The 17,429-nt window shown below is 71.4% G+C and carries 8 protein-coding genes; 4 read left to right on the top strand and 4 right to left on the bottom strand.

Annotation, left to right across the window (positions count from 1 at the left end):
• The first annotated feature begins 148 nt into the window (after positions 1-148).
• The 3 genes from CS062_RS06610 (at position 149) to CS062_RS06600 (ending at position 3,082) form a co-directional block, all read left to right on the top strand.
• Positions 149-2,158, top strand: a complete 2,010-nt coding sequence (locus CS062_RS06610) for a putative bifunctional diguanylate cyclase/phosphodiesterase (protein ID WP_158238686.1) — start codon at positions 149-151, stop codon at positions 2,156-2,158.
• Between the two features lie 156 nt (positions 2,159-2,314).
• Positions 2,315-2,497, top strand: a complete 183-nt coding sequence (locus CS062_RS06605; protein ID WP_099860653.1) for a hypothetical protein — start codon at positions 2,315-2,317, stop codon at positions 2,495-2,497.
• Positions 2,498-2,812: 315 nt separating this feature from the next.
• Positions 2,813-3,082 carry a hypothetical protein gene (locus tag CS062_RS06600; RefSeq protein WP_099860652.1) on the top strand — a complete coding sequence of 90 codons (270 nt, stop codon included), beginning with the start codon at positions 2,813-2,815 and terminating at the stop codon, positions 3,080-3,082.
• A 137-nt stretch (positions 3,083-3,219) separates the two neighbouring features.
• Here CS062_RS06600 and recQ read toward each other — a convergent pair whose 3' ends face one another.
• A complete protein-coding gene (gene recQ / locus CS062_RS06595) occupies positions 3,220-5,088 on the bottom strand; it encodes a DNA helicase RecQ (RefSeq protein ID WP_099860651.1) in 1,869 nt (622 codons plus the stop codon).
• Between the two features lie 113 nt (positions 5,089-5,201).
• On the opposite strand from recQ, the gene CS062_RS06590 reads away from it, so the two are divergent.
• On the top strand, positions 5,202-6,170 hold the full coding sequence (locus tag CS062_RS06590) for a sensor domain-containing diguanylate cyclase (protein WP_099860650.1): 969 nt from the start codon (positions 5,202-5,204) through the stop codon (positions 6,168-6,170).
• A 90-nt stretch (positions 6,171-6,260) separates the two neighbouring features.
• On the opposite strand, the gene CS062_RS06585 is transcribed toward CS062_RS06590, so the two are convergent.
• The 3 genes from CS062_RS06585 to CS062_RS06575 form a co-directional block, all read right to left on the bottom strand.
• On the bottom strand, positions 6,261-7,598 hold the full coding sequence (locus tag CS062_RS06585; RefSeq protein WP_099860649.1) for a hypothetical protein: 1,338 nt from the start codon (positions 7,596-7,598) through the stop codon (positions 6,261-6,263).
• Positions 7,599-7,608: 10 nt separating this feature from the next.
• Positions 7,609-15,747, bottom strand: coding sequence for a two-partner secretion domain-containing protein (locus tag CS062_RS06580; RefSeq protein WP_158238685.1), 8,139 nt, complete (start codon positions 15,745-15,747; stop codon positions 7,609-7,611).
• Between the two features lie 134 nt (positions 15,748-15,881).
• Positions 15,882-17,429: ShlB/FhaC/HecB family hemolysin secretion/activation protein (locus tag CS062_RS06575; RefSeq protein WP_158238684.1), on the bottom strand; the 1,548-nt coding region annotated here is incomplete at its 5' end.

Raw genomic sequence — 17,429 nt, 5'->3', positions numbered from 1 at the left:
GCCCCGTTCCCGCGCCGATCCCTGCTGACATCGCATGGCAGCGGGAGGAATGCCGAAATCCTTCTCCGCGACCCCGCCTTTGCGGGGGCCCTTCGGCCACATGGGGGTGCAGAATCGCCGGATCCTCCCGCAGCCCCTCCCTTCCTCGATGAAGTTCAAAGCGCCGTCGCTGTCGCTGCGCAGTGTGATCCTGCTCGCGGTGGTGATCGGGATCGCGGCGCCGGCACTGGCGCTGCTCGCCTACAGCGACGCCTTCATCCGCCGCAGCCTCGAGCCGGTGCTGGAGGGCCAGCGCGCGGCCGTGCTCACCTTGGCCGCCAACGGCCTGATCGAGCCGCTGTGGACGGTGGACAGCCCGGCGGTGCAGCGGGCGCTCGACCAGCTGCTGTCCGACGTCAACGTCTGCGCGGTCGAGCTCAACGAGGAGCGGGCCGACACCCGCGACATCGTCCGCGCCAAGTGCAGCCCCGGCTGGCCGACGGTCACGCTCGCCGCGACCATCCAGCGCGAGGGACAGGTGCTGGGCAGCCTGCGGGTGCAGTTCGACGATGCCGCGCAGGAACGCATGCTCGACGAAGGGCGGCGGCAGACCGCGCTGATCGTGGCCGCACAGGTGGCGGTCGGCGTGGGCATCGTGCTGATGGTCTTCTATCTGAGGATGGTCCGGCCGATCGATCGGCTGAAGCGGCTGGCCAATGCGATCGCCGAGCGCCAGCCGGTGCCCCGGCTGCGCTGGAACCGCAAGGACGAGCTGGGGCAGCTGGGCGTGCATCTGGACCAGATGGGGCAGCAGATCGCCGGCCTGCTGGCGGACATGGAGAGCAAGAACGCGCAGCTGCATCAGCTCGCGATGTATGACCACCTCACCGGCCTGCCCAACCGGACGCTGTTCCGGGAAGTCTTCCTGCACGAGGCGGCGGTCGCTCGGCGCGAGCAGAGCCACCTGGCGCTGCTCTTCGTCGACCTGGACCGGTTCAAGGCGATCAATGATTCGCTCGGTCATGCCGCCGGCGACCGCATGCTGCTGCAGGCCAGCGAGCGGCTGCGCCAGGCGGTGCGCGAGTCCGACCTGGCCTGCCGCGTCAGCGGCGACGAGTTCCTGCTGCTGATGCGCGATTCCAGCGAGCATGTCGCCTCCGCGGCGCAGCGCCTGATCGAGGCGCTGAATGCGCCGCTGCAACTCGAGGGTGGCGTGGCCAGCGTGTCGGCCAGCATCGGCATCGCGCTGTTCCCGCGCGATGGGGACGATTTCGACACCCTGGTGCGGCATGCCGATCTGGCGATGTACCGCGCCAAGCAGCTGGGCCGCTCGCGCTACAGCTTCTTCCAGCAGGACATGGACGCGGCGGCGGTGCAGCGGATGGAGCTCGAGCGGGAGCTGAAGCTGGCGCTCGAGCGCGACGAACTGCTGCTCCATTACCAGGCCGTCGTCGACGCCCGCACCGGCGCCTGGTCGGGGCTGGAGGCGTTGATGCGCTGGCAGCACCCGCAGCGCGGGCTGGTGATGCCGGGCCAGTTCATCGAACTGGCCGAGGAAACCGGGCAGATCCTGGACCTGGGCTGGAGCACGATCGAGCAGGCCTGCGCGCAGCTGGCGCGCTGGAAGGCCTCGGGGCGGCATCCCGGACCGATCTCGATCAACCTGTCGGCCTTGCAGTTCCGCGAACCGCGGCTGGCCGAGCGGATCGCCGAGGCGATGCGCCGCCACGCGGTCACTCCCGGCGAGCTGGCGATCGAGCTCACCGAGAGCTCGCTGCTGACCGATACCGATACGGTGCTCCAGACCCTGGCGCGCCTGTCCGAGCTGGGGCTGAGCCTGTCGGTCGACGACTTCGGCACGGGCTATTCCTCGCTCGCCTATCTGAAGCTGCTGCGCCCGGCGCGGCTGAAGATCGACCGGGCCTTCGTCCGGGACCTGCCCAGCAGCGCCGACGACCGCGCGCTGGTGCGGGCCATGATGGGCATGGCCGAGGCGCTGGGCATCGACGTGGTGGCGGAGGGCGTCGAGACCGAGGCCCAGCGCGATGCGCTGCTGGCGCTGGGCTGCTGGCAGCAGCAGGGCTATTTCTACTGCCGGCCGCAGCCGGCCGCCGCGCTGGCCGAGCGCCTCGCCGTGTGGCCGCCCCAGGCTGGGGCATCGCGGCTCGCGCGCGGCTGACCGTCCACCCCCCGAGTTCCATTCGCCCCGCCGACCGGCATTTCGGCGCGCGATAGCGGCAATTCGTCGCGTCGCCGTGGCCTTGCCGCCGGTGGCGGCGCACAGTGCATCCTCGTTGAATTTCCAGGACAGGGATCGCACCGCAGGGGGACCACCATGAACGACGCCGCCAAGACCTTCCTCACCGCCCTGGCCGCCGTGGCCAGCGCTGCCGTCATCGCCCTGTGGCTGGCGGATGCGAACGAGGCTGCGCGTCCGTCCAACCCCCTGCCCCTGCACTGGGCCGAGCAGACCATGCCGGGACCTCAGGCCGAACAGGCCAGCAAGCCGCGCGGATGACCCCGCGGCCTGCGCTCCGATAGACGCCACGCTTCCCCGGCATTTCGAAGCCCGCCTGACCAGCGGGCTTCTTTTTTTCCTCGCCCGCAGGTGTCCGCAGTGTCCGACCTGTCCGCGGACACAGGCGACGCGATCACCGGAAACATCGATGGAATGGGGCCCTCCGGCGATCGACGAGGTCGGTTCATCCATTCGTCGCGGTTCCACGCAGTTCGCTCCGTCGCCGCGCGCATTCGTCGCCTGCGGCTCGCGGAAGGGCGGCGCGATGACGACACTGACTTCACTGACACACGCAACCCCTTCAAGGAGATCGACATGAGCACCACCACTTTCAAGACCGTCCGCACCAGCTTCAAGGCCTTTGCCTTCGGCATCGGCGCCACGCTGGCGATCGCCGTCAGCCTGCTGCACGTGCAGGAACAGCGCGAGCAACGCGCCGCTGTCATCACGCTGGATCCGGTGGTCATCACCGCCAAGCGCGAACAGCTGCCCACCGTCTACATCACCGGCCGCCGCGACACTTCGGCCGACGGCCAGCAACTGGCCTCGGCCTTGCCGGTCGGCTGCACGACCCAGCTCTGCTGAACTCTGGCGGTTGCGCTGTGACGGCGGCGACCGCGACGGTTCAGCTGTAGCGATCGCCAACGAGAAAGCCCGGCACCGCCGGGCTTTCTTCTTTTTGTTCATGACGATCGCGTGACGCGATCGACGGGCCAGGCGGCTCAGTCCTCGGCGAGGACCCGCAGCAGCGCCTCGCCATAGGCCTCGAGCTTCTTCGCGCCGATGCCGCTGATGCCGGCCATCTCGTCGAGCGAGCGCGGCTGCGCCCGCGCCAGCTCGGCCAGCGTGACGTTCTGGAAGATCACGTAGGCCGGCAGGCCGTGCTCGCGCGCCACCTCGGCGCGCCAGGCCTTGAGCGCGTCGAAGCGCGCCTGCGCCGCGGCATCCAGGTCCGCCTCGGCTTCCGAGCGCCGGCTCGACGACGAGCTGCTTCGACTCGACTTGCTCTTGCGCGTCGGCACCGCGGGCTGCCGCAGCAGCATCCGCACCTCGCCGCGCAGCACGGCCTTGGCATCGCCGCCCAGCGACAGCGTGTTGTATTCGCCCTCGGTCACCGCATAGCCCAGCGCGATCAGCTGGCGGATCACCGCGCGCCACTGCTGCTCGCTGAGCGCCGCGCCGACGCCCCAGGTCGACAGCTCGTGATGGCGGTACTGGGCGACCTTGTCGGTCTCCTTGCCGCGCAGCACGTCGATCAGGTGGCCGGATCCGAAACTGAAGCCGGTGACCTGATGGAAGCGGTAGATGCACGACAGCGCCATGCGGGCCGCCTCGGTCGCGTCCCAGGTCGCGGGCGGATTCAGGCAGTTGTCGCAGTTGCCGCAAGGCTGGCTGTCCTCGCCGAAGTAGGCCAGCAGCCGCACCCGGCGGCAGTCGATGGCCTCGGCCAGCGCGAGCAGCGCATCGAGCTTGCCGCGCTGCACCTGCTTGAACTCGTCGCTGGACGGGCTTTCGTCGATCATGCGGCGCTGCTGCACCACGTCGGCCAGGCCGTAGGCCATCCAGGCCTGGGCCGGCAAGCCATCGCGGCCGGCGCGGCCGGTCTCCTGGTAATAGCCTTCGATGTTCTTGGGCAGGTCCAGATGGGCGACGAAGCGCACGTCGGGCTTGTCGATGCCCATGCCGAAGGCGATGGTGGCGACCATCACGATGCCGTCCTCGCGCAGGAAGCGGTCCTGGTGGCGCTTGCGCTGGTCCTGCTCCATGCCGGCGTGGTACGGCAGCGCATTGATGCCCTTGGCGCGCAGCCATTCGGCCGTCTCGTCGACCTTCTTGCGGCTCTGGCAATAGACGACGCCGGCCTCGTCCTCGTGCTCGTCCTGGATGAAGCGCAGCAGCTGCTCGCGCGGGCTGTCCTTCTCGACGATCAGGTAGCGGATGTTGGGCCGGTCGAACGAGGCGACGAAGACCTGGGCCTCTTCCAACTGCAGCCGCTCGATGATGTCGGCGCGGGTGATGTCGTCGGCGGTCGCGGTCAGCGCGATGCGCGGGATATCGGGAAAGCGCTCGTGCAGCAGCGACAACGACAGGTACTCGCTGCGGAAGTCGTGGCCCCACTGGCTCACGCAATGCGCCTCGTCGATCGCGAACAGCGCGAGCAGGCCGCGCTCGTACAGCGATTGCATCTGCGCGATGAAGCGCGGCGTGTTGACGCGTTCCGGCGCCGCGTACAGCAGCGTCAGGCGGCCGGCCAGCATCTCGCGTTCGATGCGCTGGGTTTCCTCGAGTGTCTGGGTCGAGTTCAGGAAGGCGGCCTCGACCCCCGCTTCCTCGAGCGCGCCGACCTGGTCGTGCATCAGGGCGATCAGCGGACTGACGACCACGGTGACGCCATGGCCGGCGCGCTGCCGGGCGATCGCGGGGATCTGGTAGCACAGCGACTTGCCGCCGCCGGTGGGCATCAGCACCAGCGCGTCGCCGCCGGCGGTCACGTGGTCGACGATCGCCGCCTGCTGGCCGCGAAAGGCGCTGTAACCGAACACCTCTTGCAGGATGTCGAGCGGGACGGGATGATGCTTGGACGAACTCATGGAGCCTTCGATTGTCCCGCACATCGGCGGGCCCGCCGTTCACCCGGTCCCGACCTGCCGCGGACGGCGCGTCGCGAGCTCCTTCCTCTTCCGCACAGGCAGGGACCTTCCCCATGATCGCTGCGCCGTTGCCCGACGACGAGAATGCCCGGCTGTCCACGCTGCGCGTGCTGCGGGTGCTGGACACCGACCCCGAGGAACGCTTCGACCGCCTGACGCGGATGGCCCGGCGCCTGTTCCAGGTGCCGATCGCGCTGGTCAGCCTGGTGGACGCCGACCGGCAGTGGTTCAAGTCGGCGCAGGGCCTGGACGTGCCGGAGACGCCGCGCGACGTCAGCTTCTGCGGCCACGCGATCCTGTCGGACGACATCCTGTTGATCCCCGACACCCATGCCGATCCGCGCTTCGTCGACAACCCGCTGGTGACGGGCGCACCGCATGTCCGCTTCTATGCCGGCTGCCCGGTGCGGGCGCCGAGCGGCCACCGGCTGGGCACGCTGTGCCTGATCGACCACGTGCCGCGCGGTTTCGACGAGGACGACCAGGCGACGCTGCGCGACCTGGCCTTCATGGTCGAACAGCAGTTCGCGGCGATGTACATGGCGATGGTGGACGAGCTGACCGGGCTGGCGAACCGGCGCGGCTTCGAATCGCAGGCCGGGCATGTGCTGGCGCTGTGCCGGCGCAAGCAGTGGCCGGCGACGATGCTGTACTTCGACCTCGACCACTTCAAGCATGTCAACGACCGCTACGGCCATGCGGAGGGCGACTGGGCGCTGAAGTCCTTTGCGGACATCCTGCGCTTTTGCCTGCGGGCGTCGGACGTGATCGCGCGCACCGGCGGCGACGAGTTCGTGGTGCTGCTCAGCGGCACGGCGACCGAGCAGATGTCGCCGGCCCTGGAACGGGTGCGCACGCAGGTCGGGGCGCTCAACCTGAGGGCCCAGCGCGGTTATGCGCTGGACTTCAGCGTCGGCGACGCCGCGATGGCCGGCGACCGGCCGCTGACGCTGGAGGAACTGATGCAGCAGGCCGACGCGGCGATGTACGCGCACAAGCAGAGCCGGCGCCGCATGGGCTGACGGCGGGCCTCGACCATCGTCGACCTCGGGTCGCGGACCAAGGCCTGAGCGGTGCCCGGTCGCCGTGGCCCCGGACGGTGCCGCGCGGTGTCACGGTGGCGTTGCCGCGCCCGTCGTCGCGTAGTAGGCCACGCGCAGCACGGCCGGACCTTTCGGCGTGACGGCGGCCTGTCCGCGGCGCTGCGTCGTCACGCCGGAGATCTTCAGCTCGAGCGCCGCGTCCTGCGCATCGACGCCGGCGAAGAGCACCGCGTAGCTCCCGTCGGGCGCCAACCGCGAGGTGGTGGTTCCAGGTCGCCAGCCCAGCTGCTGGAAATAGCGTGCCAGTCGTCCGCCGGCGTCCACCATGCGTTGGCGCAGCGCCTCGTCGGGTGTGTCGCCGGTCGACCAGACGACGTTGACGTGGGTCAGCCGTTGAGAGACCGTGCCCAGGATGTAGCTCACCGTTGCGGCGCCGGGACCCGGTTCGAGCGCGGCCAGCCGCACGACCAGCGCACGGGTGCCTTCCGCCCGGTTCTCGACCGTCTGCAGCGCGTCCGCCGCCGGCGCGAAGTCGTGGGCGATCGCGGCGCGGAGCTCCTCCTCGTTCATGCCGAAGCGCGCCGACCGGAAGCCGGTCACGCGATGCAGCGCGACGGCGCGTGCGGCGCCGGACCCCGCAGCGGGCGGTGCCGACGCCGCGGCCACGACGGCCGCCGCCGTGGCGGGCGCGGCCAGACGCAGGCGCAGCATCGATGGTCCGGGCGGCGCGACGCGGTGCTCGCGGGGGCGCGCCGTCGAAGAAGCCGTGCGGGCGCGCGCTTCGACGTCCACATCGACGCCGGTCAGCCGGATCTCGACGCCCGCGCCCTGGAAGTCGCTGCCGGCGAACACGATCAAGGTGCCGTCGGGCAGCAGCCGCCCGCGGGTCGTCGCCAGGGGCGGCCAACGCCAGCCGGCCAGCGTCGCGCCGACCGCCTGCGCGGCCCCGATCAGCGCCGCGCGCTGCCCGGGGGTGGACGGGCCGTCGCTCGCCCATTCGGCATCGACGGCGACCAGCCGACCGCTCTCCGCGCCGAAGTGATAGCGCAGCGTGCCCGGCATCGCGGCCGGCGCCAGCGATGACACGCGGATCGTCCAGGCGATGCCCCCGGTTTCCGGATCGGCGTCCTCGCGCAGCGAGGCGAGCGCCTCGGGATGCTCGCGGCCGATGACACCGCGAACCTCGGCGGCCGTCATGCCGAAGCGGGCCAGGCCGTGGCCGGTGACCTCGTAAGGCGCGCCCGCCACGAGGTAGCGCGTGGGTTGGCCGGTCAGCGACACCTCGAATGGCGCATCGGTGGTCGCCGGCACTGCGCCGGCCGCCGCGGTGAACATCGCCAGCAGCACGCCGATCGGACGCCGCCAGGCGCGGGTCGCGTGCCGATGCCAATTTGGAAGGGTGCTCATCTCATCGCCCTCAACGACTGCCACCGGCGACGTAGGTCACCTGGCCCTCGACCACGGCGAGCTGCACGCCCATCTGCGCGGCAAGCAGTCGCAGCGACGACTCCTCGGCCAGGTTGGCCTGCGCGAAATTGCTGGAGTGGGCCAGCTCGACGGCCGCCTTCGGGTCGGTCTTGAGCAGATCGAGGAAGCGGGTCTGGTCGGCCTGTTCCTTCTTGATCAGCGCCTGCGTGCGGTCGATCAGCGAGTTGTAGGTGTTGAAGAAGTTCTGCATGTTGTCCCAGTCCGTCCTGGCGTTGGCATTGGTAGCGTAGTCCCAGGGACGGTCCCGCCATCGGGTGTTGCCCGCCAGGTAGTTGTAGCGCTCGACCGGATCGCTGATCGACGCCGCATGGCGCGAGTCGGCCTCCGAGTAATGGCTGTTGGGCTCCTGGTGATTCAGGCCGAAGGCGTTCACGACGAGCTCGCCGATCGGCGAATGCGTGAGCGCGCCGGCCAGTCCCATCGGGTCGATCGAGAAGTTCAGCGACAGCCCCAGGCCGCCGAAGCCGAGCTGGGCACCCAGATCCAGCGAGACGCTGATCGCCCCGTCCGAGATGCCCACCGAGTAGTTGAAGGTGCCGCCGATCGAGCCAGGCGTATAGACCGTCGCGCCACCGCCGACCGACCCGGTGCTGCCCGCCACGCCCGCCGAGATGCCTGCCGACGAGCCGACGCCCACCGCGTTGTCGAAGCGCTGGACGACCTGGCCGTCCCGCACCGTGTACTGCTCATCGGCGCGGGCGAAGGCGAAGGTGCTGACGGCGGCGTCGACGTTCGCATCGCCGAGTCCGTCGACATGGCCGCCGACACCCGTCTGCGCGGTCACGCCGGCGCGTGCCTCGGCGCCGATGCGCACGCCGTTGCGGTTCAGGCTGCCGATGGCATAGGCATCGCCTTGTGCGCCGAAGGTCACATAGCCCGGGCCGGTGGTGATGGTGACGTCGACATGGGCATTGGCGCCGGCTTCCAGGCGCACGCCGGTGATGCCGAACTTGGCCAGGCCGGTGATCTCCCCGCTGGCCTGCGTCGACAGGTCGGCGCCACCGAGGTCCACGCCGGCTTCGACCGCGCCGCTGGCGCTGCCGCTCGCACCGACGCCGGTCAGCCCGATCGCCACGTTGCCGTCGGCGCCGGTCTGCGTGATGTTGCGGCCGAACTCCTCCGTCTGACCCGTCTGGCCGCTGCGCACCCAGCCACGCAGCGGCGGCGCCTCCACCGCCGGCGTCTGCGGCGGCTGGGGGATCTGCGGGATGGGCGGGACTTGCAGGGCGGTGTCGCCGAAGTGCTGGCCCAGCGTCGCCGAGCTGAAGACGTCCAGCGTGCCCACGTTGTTCGGCAGGAATTTGCCGATCCAGGTCCTGTCGTTGCCCAGGACCGTGAAGTTGCTGGCGTCCGCACCGGTGAGGCCGGTGACGACGAAGGTGTAGCGGCCCGTCGTCAGCTGGCTCAGGTCGCTCACGACGCGGCCTTGCGGATCGAAGGCGGTCACCACCGGATGCACGTCCGGCCCGCTGAACGGTCCGTCCGGGCCATTGAGCGTCGCGATGCCCGGCGTGCCCACCAGGCCGTTCAGGTACACGGCGCTGGTGACGCTGTAGCTCAGCGGCATTGGCTTGACCGTCAGCAGGCCCGGCAGGCTGCCGCTGTCGGCGATGCGGTAGTTCTTCGCCGACGGACCGGTCAGCCCGGTGACCACCTCGAAGTACTGCCCGGCCGGGGTGTTGTTGTCGAGTGCCACGCGGCGGCCGGTGAAGTCGACGATGCCCACGGTGCCCGCGATCGAATCGCCGGGCAGCACGCCCTGGAACGTCGCGGTGCCGGTGTTGTCATGGGGGGAGGTGTTCCATGCCGCGCACCCGTCGCGACTGCAGGACAGGCTGCCGCTGTAGCCCCCGTAGGTGATGGCCCAGTTCGAGACGCCATAGACCACCTCGCGCGGCGCCACGGTGAACGCGCCGCCGATCGAGACCGCATAGTTGCCGGCCTTCGCGCCGGTCAGCGAGGCGGTCCAGCTGTAGTCGCCCGCATCCAGGCGCCCGGTGTAGGCCAGCGAGCCGTTGCCCTTGCCGATGGCGGTCGACGACAGCGTCCCACCGGCATCGACGCGCACCCCGACATCGTCGCCGAACAGCACGCCCGAGAGGGTGCCGAGCGCGGTGCTCGCGTCGCCATAGACGGCGGTCGCCGTCGACGGCACATGGACGAGCGGCTTGCGGGCGATCGTCAGCGGCGCCGAGGCGCCCGGGGTGGACACGAACAGGTAGTTGCGGCTCAGGTCGACCGCGCCGGCCGGCCCCTCCTCGTGCAGTCCGGTCACCGTCTGCATGTAGTTGCCGGCGTTGGTCCGTTCGCTGTAGACCGAGCCGGCGCCGGCGATCTGGAAGTCGGGCTTGACCCAGGTCTGGTCACCGTTGACCAGCCCCGACACCGAGACGGACGGCGCCACGTAGCTGCCGTAGACGGTGCTGATCGGCTCGATCGTCACCGTGACCGGCTTGCGGGCGATGGTGACGGTGCCGGCGTCGCCGCCGCTGACATAGTTGGCCGCGTCGCGGCCGCTCAGCCGCGGCACGTAGCGGTAGGTGCCGGCGGACAGCGTGGTCGACAGCGCCGTGTCCCGGCCGGAGACGACCGGCAGGCCCTGGATCTCGGTCGGCACGACGACGTTGGTCATGAACACCTCGTCGCCCTGCAGCACGCCGCCGACGATCCGCAGCTGCGGCAGCGCGTCGCCATAGGTGATGCTCAGGCTGCCCGGGTCCATCGCGCGGTCCAGGCCGCGCGGCAGCACGGTCAGGCGGCCGCTTTCCGACAGCGGCAGGCCGGGCGCCCCGAAGTTCTCCGGCTTCAGCGTGTAGTTGCCCGCCTCCGCGCCCGTCAGGCCGGTGGCGAAGACGCCGTACTGGCCGGCGGACATCCTGCCGTTGGTGAAGGACGCGCCGGCGATGGCCGTCGTCACCGACACCGCGTCGCCGTCCAGCACGCCGTGGAGGGTGCTCGCGGACAGCTGCAACGCGTCGCCGTAGGTGCTGGTGCTGTTGCCGACGGTGACGGTGATCGGCCTGGGCGCGACATGGAAGGCGCTGGAGGACACGTCGGCCATGACGTAGTTGCCCTTGTCCGCGCCCTGCAACTCGCTGTCGACGCCGTACCAGCCGGGCACCAGGCGGGCGGGCAAGGTGTTCGAGCGCCCGCCGGGCAGGTTCGCCCAGGCGTTGAGGGCCACGTCGTCGCCGGCATAGACGCCGCCGAGGAAGGTCTTGAGGCGGTACTGGTCCGCGGACCCGTAGATCGGCTCCCGCTGGCTGATGTCCGCGCCCTGCACCCAGGCCGAATTCGAGACCAGGGCCGGCGTGACCGTCAGCGTCGCGAAGCGGTTGCCGGACGGCGCCATGACGTAGTTGCCGGCGTCCGCGCCGCCGAGCCCCGTGCCGGTGAAGCTGTAGGTGCCCGCGTTGATCCGGCCGCTGCCCGACCGCGCGATGGGCGTGATGGCGGTGGTCACCGTCACCTGGTCGCCGGGCAGCGCGCCATCGATGCGGCCCTGGGCGCCCGGCAGCGTGGCGGTGCCCGCCGCGGTGTACGGCAGCGTGCGATCCATGAAGCTGTCGCGGTAGCCGCCGGACAGGCCGAAGTAGCCCTCGACCGTGACGGTCACCGGCTTGGGCGCCACCGTCAGGTGGGCCGTCGTCGAGCCGGCGTCGCTCGGCAGGTAGTTGGCCGCGTCCGCGCCGCTCAGGCTGCGCAGGCCCAGCGCCCAGGTGCCGGCCGCGGTGCGCTCGGTCGGCGTGGCGCCGGTCGCGAGCAGCACAACGGGACCGGCGCTGACGTTGTCGCCGGCCAGCACGCCTTGCAGGGTCACCGGAGCCGTCGCGGCCGCGGTGCCGTAGATCGACGAGGCATCCTGTGCGATGTAACCGACCGGGCGGCGCTGCACCGTCAGCGTGCCGGGCGCGTTGCCGCTGGCGGCCAGCAGGTAATTCGGGTTGCCGGTCAGCGCCGTCACCACCTCGGCGTAGGCGCCGGCGCCGGTGCGCTCGGTCAGCGTGATCGGCGTTGAGCCCGACAGCACCGCGGTGGTGTAGCCGACCGAGTCGCCGGCCAGCACATTGCCGAGCGTGACCGCGCCGGGCGTGGCGAGGTTGCCGTAGACAGCGGTGGCGTTGGCGACCGAGAAGGTCACCGGGCGCGGCGTGACGGTCAGCGCGCCGATCGCGTTGCCGCCGCTGGCGAGCACGTAGTTGCCCGCATCCGGGCCGGTCAAGGCGCCGACGCCCGCCCACCAGTTGCCGCCGACGGTGGGCCGGGCGACGGGGTTGCCGTTGCCGTCCAGCGCCACCACCGTCGGGCGGACCGAGTCGCCCGGCAGCGTGTCCAGCACGACCGCATTGGCGGGCGCATCGCCATAGACGCTCGACCCCTGGCTGACCTGCCAGTTGACGGGCTTGGGCGCGACGGTCCAGGCGCCCGGCGTGTTGCCGCTCGTCGCGATGACGTAGTTGCCGGCGCCGGCGCCCGACAACGAGCCGTTCGTGACGATGGACGCATAGGTGCCGGCATGCGACCGCGCATCGAGCGTCGAGGTGGTGCCGCCGGCCTGGAGCGTTGGAAGGGCGGCGATCTGGTCGCCCGGCAGCACGCCGCTGAGCGTCGGCGTCGCCCCGATCGGTGGCGTGCCGTAGACATTGCTGCCCGAGGCGGCGACGTAGGTCAGCGTTCTTGGCGTGACATTGACGGTCAGCGCCGAGTTGCCGCTGCCGGCGATCACATAGTTGCCGGCATCGGCGCCGGTCAGCCACAGCAGGGTGGTGGCGTACTGGCCCACGGGCCAGGCCTGCGATTGGCCGCTGGCGGCGTCTCCGCGCAGCACCTCGACCTTCTGGAAACCGCCGACGAGATCGCCCGCCAGGATGCCGTTGAGCGTCGGCGAGGCCAGCGGCGTGCCGTAGACCTGATCCACCACGCCGCCGGTGTAGGTGATCGGCTTGGGCGCGACGACGAACTGTCCCGGTGTGTTGCCGCTGGCGGCCAGCGCGTAGTTGCCGGCCTGCGGGCCGGTCAGCGCGGACACGATCTCGGCGTAGGTCCCGGCGCGCGTGATCGCGTCGGGCGTGAAGGGGGCGCCGCCGCTCGTGATCGGCGAGACGGAGCCGCTCACGGTGTCGCCGCTGAGCACGCCGTTGAGCGTGGCGACGCCCAGCGTGCCCGGCGAGCCATAGATGCCGCTGCCCGCGCCGACCGACCAGGTGACCAGCCTCGGGTCGACACGGTAGACGCCGTCGCTGTTGTTGACCGTGCCGACCGCATAGTTGGCCGCGGAGGCGCCGTTCAGCGCGGTCACCGAGGCGGCGTAGCTGCCGGCGGCCAGGCGATCGCCCGCCACAGCAGGCAGGCCGCCGGGCGACAGGCCGACGACCGGCGACACGTCGTCGCCGGCCAGCACGCCGGCGAGCACGGCGGCCGGCATCGTGTGCGTCGAGCCATAGGTCTGCGAGCCGTTGCCGACGATGTAGCTCAGCGGCTTCCTCGCGATGGACAGCAAGCCGCTCACCGGGCCCGACAGGTCCAGCGTGTAGTTCGATGCCGCGGCGCCGTCGAGGCCCGTCAGCATGAAGTTCCAGGCACCGGCGCCGACCCGGTCGCCGAAGCCATAGCCGGCGCCGTTCACGCCCATCGCGACGCCACCCTGCGAGCCCAGCGTCGCGACCGGCACGACGCTGTCGCCGTTCACCAGGCCGGCCAGTTGCAGGACCGCGGCTGGCGAGCCGTAGATGTAGCTGCCGTTGGAGACGGTCGGCGTCAGCGTGCGGCGCGTGATCGACAGCGGCATCGTCGCCGCGCTCAGGTCGATGAAGAAGTTGCCGACGACGCCGGCTTCGATGGCTGCCGAGCTGGTCGCCGACAGCGTCAGCGTGCCGTTGCCGACCGGTGCGGCGGCGCCGGGGCCCGCGACGTTCAGCGAGCCCGGGACCAGCAACCCCTCCACCGAGGCGGGCATGCCGCCCACGGCATGCACCGGCGCGCGCCCGAGGTGATCCGCATCGGGATCGGCATCGCCGTAGACGCGGATGACCGGCGCGCCGGTGTCGTTGCCCAGCGCCACGCGCGTCGCATCGACGCTGCCCAGCCGCGCGAGCCGCGTGACGACGCCGTTCTCGACGAAACGGAAGCCACCTTCGCCGACGATGGTGTCGCTCCCTTCGGTCAGCCAGCTCACCGAGCGCCCTGCGATCTCGCTGCTGCCGCTGACGCGCAGCGGGCCGCTCAGCGTGGCCGTCCCGGCCACCGAGACGTCGCCCTGCAGGATCAACTCGGCGCGCGAGCTGTCCGCGGCCAATGCCGTCGGCATCACCGTGGCGCTCAGCGACGCGGCATTGACGCCACCGAGGCGCAATGATCCGGCGGTGCGTTCGGTGTTGCCGGCGCCGTCGGCCAGCAGCAGCGTCAGCGGTCCGTTGTCGGTGATGAAGCGCGCGTTCGACAGGTCCAGCGTGGCCGGACCGGCGCCGCGTTCCGCATCGACGACACCGTGCGCGGCGGTGTCGTTGGCGGTCAGCGTCCAGTGACCGCCGCCATTGCTGAAGGCACCGTTGAGCGTCAGCGAGCGGCCCGCCGCCAGGCTCAGGTCGCCGACGGGTGTCGCGCCACGGGTCACGCTGGCGAAGAAGGTCGACCAAGTGATGTCCTGGCTCGCCTGCAGGCGGACGCTGACGCCGCTGCCCAGCAACGCGGTCAGGTCGGCCGAGTTCAAGGTCGTCGTCATCCCGGACGCGTCGCCGTAGCCGATGTCGCCGGGCGGCGTGGGCGACACGCCGTCGTCGATCACGATGTCCTGCGGGTCGAGCAACAGCCGTGCGCCGGCGCCCAGCGTCATGCGGCTCAGCGCAATGGACTGGATCGTCGAGGCGGAGGAGATCTCCACCGCGCCGCCCGCTGCGGCGCCGCTCGCGTCCAGGTGGCCCAGCATGCGCGTGGCGCGCTCGCTCCACAGCACGGCGGTGCCGCCCCGCCCGTCCCGAGCGCGCGCGGAGACATCGATTCGGCTCTCGGCATCGACCGAGATCCGATCGGCCGATGCCAGCGAGGGCAGCGCACCGAAGCGGTCGAGAAACTGCTCATGCCCGTCGGCCTGCGCGCCGCTGGCCTTGCCGCCCTGGAAGGCGCCGCCCACCCGCACCAGGCCGCCCCGCGTCGCGCCGCTGGCGTCGAGCGTGGCGCCCTCCAGCGCGACGCGCTGGCCGGTGATGTCGATGCGTCCGCCGACACCTTCCGCCGACGACGCATCCAGCGTGCCGCCGAGGCGCACCACGCCGCCGACGCCGCCGTCGAGCACGATCGCACCGTCGCTGCCGGACAGCGTCGTCGCGCGGATCTCGCCGGGCAGGTGGATGGCTTCGCGCAGCGCCTCCCGGACGGTGGCGGCGCGCAGCGCGACCCTGCCGGACGCGATGCGGCCGTTGTTCTCGATCAGCGGCCGGCTGTCGCCGTCGACCGCATCGGCCGGCAGGATCACCTGCAGGAAGCCGTCGCCGGAGAAGTCCAGCGTCGCCGCCGAGGCGCTGCCCAACGCCACCTTGCCCAGCGGGGCGAGGATCACGCCGTCGTTCTGGACATGGCTACCCAGCAGCGCCACCTGGCCGCCGTCGCCGGTCGCGATCACGCCCTGGTTGAGGACGCTGCCGCCCCGGCCGTTGAAGCGCAGGCGCCCGGCCATGAAGTCGTCCTCCGACAGGCCCAGCGTCGACGCGACGAAGCCGGCGCGCGTGTCGACGACGCCGGTCGGAGTGATCGCGATGCCTTGCGGGTTGATGAGGAAGAGGCTGCCGTTGGACTTGAGCGAGCCGGCGATCTCGCTGCCGAGCGGACCGGTGACGACGTTGAGCGTGGCCGCCTGCGTGCTGGGCAGCTTGAACTCGACGGCGCTGCCAGCGCCGATCGAGAAGCTGTCCCAGCGCAGCACGGCGCGCTGCGACAGCTGCCGGATGTCGAGTCGGCTGCCGGCCGGTGCGCCAATGACGGCCTGACCGGCGCTGACGCTGCCGCTCTTCGGCAGGATCGGCAGCGTGGCGGTCTGGGCGCCACCGGCGAGCGGCAGCAAGCCGGCGAGCATCGCGGCCGCGAGCGCCGTGAGGCGGGGACGGTGTCCAGGCCGCGGAGGACGGGTCGGGCGCCGGCGCGAGTCGGCGTCGCTGCTGGACGGGGTCGTGGCGGGCAGGGGGGAGGGCGTGAGGGTCGGCATGGTCGTCAGAACTGCGCTTGCGCTTTCACGAAGGCCTGGAACTCGTCCATGCCGAAGGGGCGGTAACGGCGGCGGCCGGCCTCGATGGCGAGGTCGACGCCGCGCCATTGGGTGCGCAGGCCCGCGCCGCCGGACGCGGCCAGGCGGTGACCGAGGCTGGGCAGCTTGGAGATCGGCCGGCCCAGCGCCGCGAACAGGTAGGGCTGCAGGAACAGGCCGGCGCCGCCGACCGTCGGCGACCAGGCCCGTGAGACCTCCTGGCGCAGCGTCCAGCCGCTGTCGTCCGAGATCGCGCCCGAACGGAAGGTCGACAGCGCCTCCTCGCCGTCCAGGCTGAAGAGCTCAGCGCTCGGCAGCACGCCGCCCAGCGAGCTCTGCATCCGCGCCGAGCTGCGCGCGCTCAGCCCCCACGGCAACGACAGGTCGACACTGGCGTTGGCCTCCAGCTTGGAGAAGTAGGGCTTGGCGCCGGGCCGCGAGACCGGGATGCCGGTGGCCGCGAGGTCCGCCGCGGTGCGAGCGCCCAGTCCGGGCAGGCCGCGCGACAGCGTCACGCCGGCGCGCCAGCGGGCCGCGTCGCCGTTGCGGGTCCAGTCGAGGGCGAGGCGGCCCACGCGCAGCTTGTCCTCGCTCATCGTGAAGTCGAAATCGGGCAGCGAGTCCACCTGACGGCTGGCATCGAGCGTGGCCGTCAGGTTCATCTCCTGGCTGCGCGTCAGCTGCAGCGGGTAGAGCAGGCGCAGGCTGTAGCGCTCGAGCTGGCTGCGCGAGCGCAGGCTGCCGGCCGGCACGCGTGGCTGCGTGTCCGAGACGGTGAATTCGGGGTTGAGGCTCAGGCCGTCGGCCGTCAGCGGCACGATCGCGCCGCCACCCAGCACGCGCCGCGGCGCATCGTCGCGCCAGGCGGTCCCCCAGTCCTTGCCGCCGGAGACATAGGCGTAGAACTGCTCGCCACGCCGCAGCGGCTGGTTCAGGCGCAGTTGGACCGTCGTCTGCCAGGGCCCCAGCGACTCGCTCAGGCGGCGGTCGGCCGAGACGGTCATCGCGGTCGCCCGATGCTCGCCTTCGAGCACCAGCACCGCCCCACCGATCTTCTGGCCGGCGCCCAGCGCGCTGCGCAGCTGCAGGCCGGGACCGCGGCCGGCGAGGGTCAGCGCGCGTTCGAGCTCGTCGCCGCGCAGCCGGCGCCGGCCCAGCACCGCGGCGAGCGAACGCTCCACCGCATGCCGGGCCGGCTCGGGGACGGCGGCGGTGTCGATGCGCTCGATGTGACCGTCGACCACGCGCAGCGCGAAGACGCCGCCATCCTTCACCGACTGCGGCGGCACGACCACGCGTACCAACGGGTAGCCGGCCTCGCGGTAGGCGGCCTCGATCGCGTCGGCGAGCGCGTAGAGGGCCGACACCGGCAGCCGCTGGCCGCGCAGCGGCGCGACCAGCACGTCGGTGGCGCGGTCGAGCTCGGGGAATCCGTCCTCGACGTGGATCTCGGCGGGCGCGACTTGCAGCGTGCGCGCCTGCGCGGGGACGGCATTCGGCGCGGGCGTCGGCAG

It is taken from the genome of Roseateles chitinivorans (assembly GCF_002761755.1).
Lineage (GTDB): Bacteria > Pseudomonadota > Gammaproteobacteria > Burkholderiales > Burkholderiaceae_C > Roseateles > Roseateles chitinivorans.
This window is presented reverse-complemented; position numbering and strand designations above follow the sequence as displayed.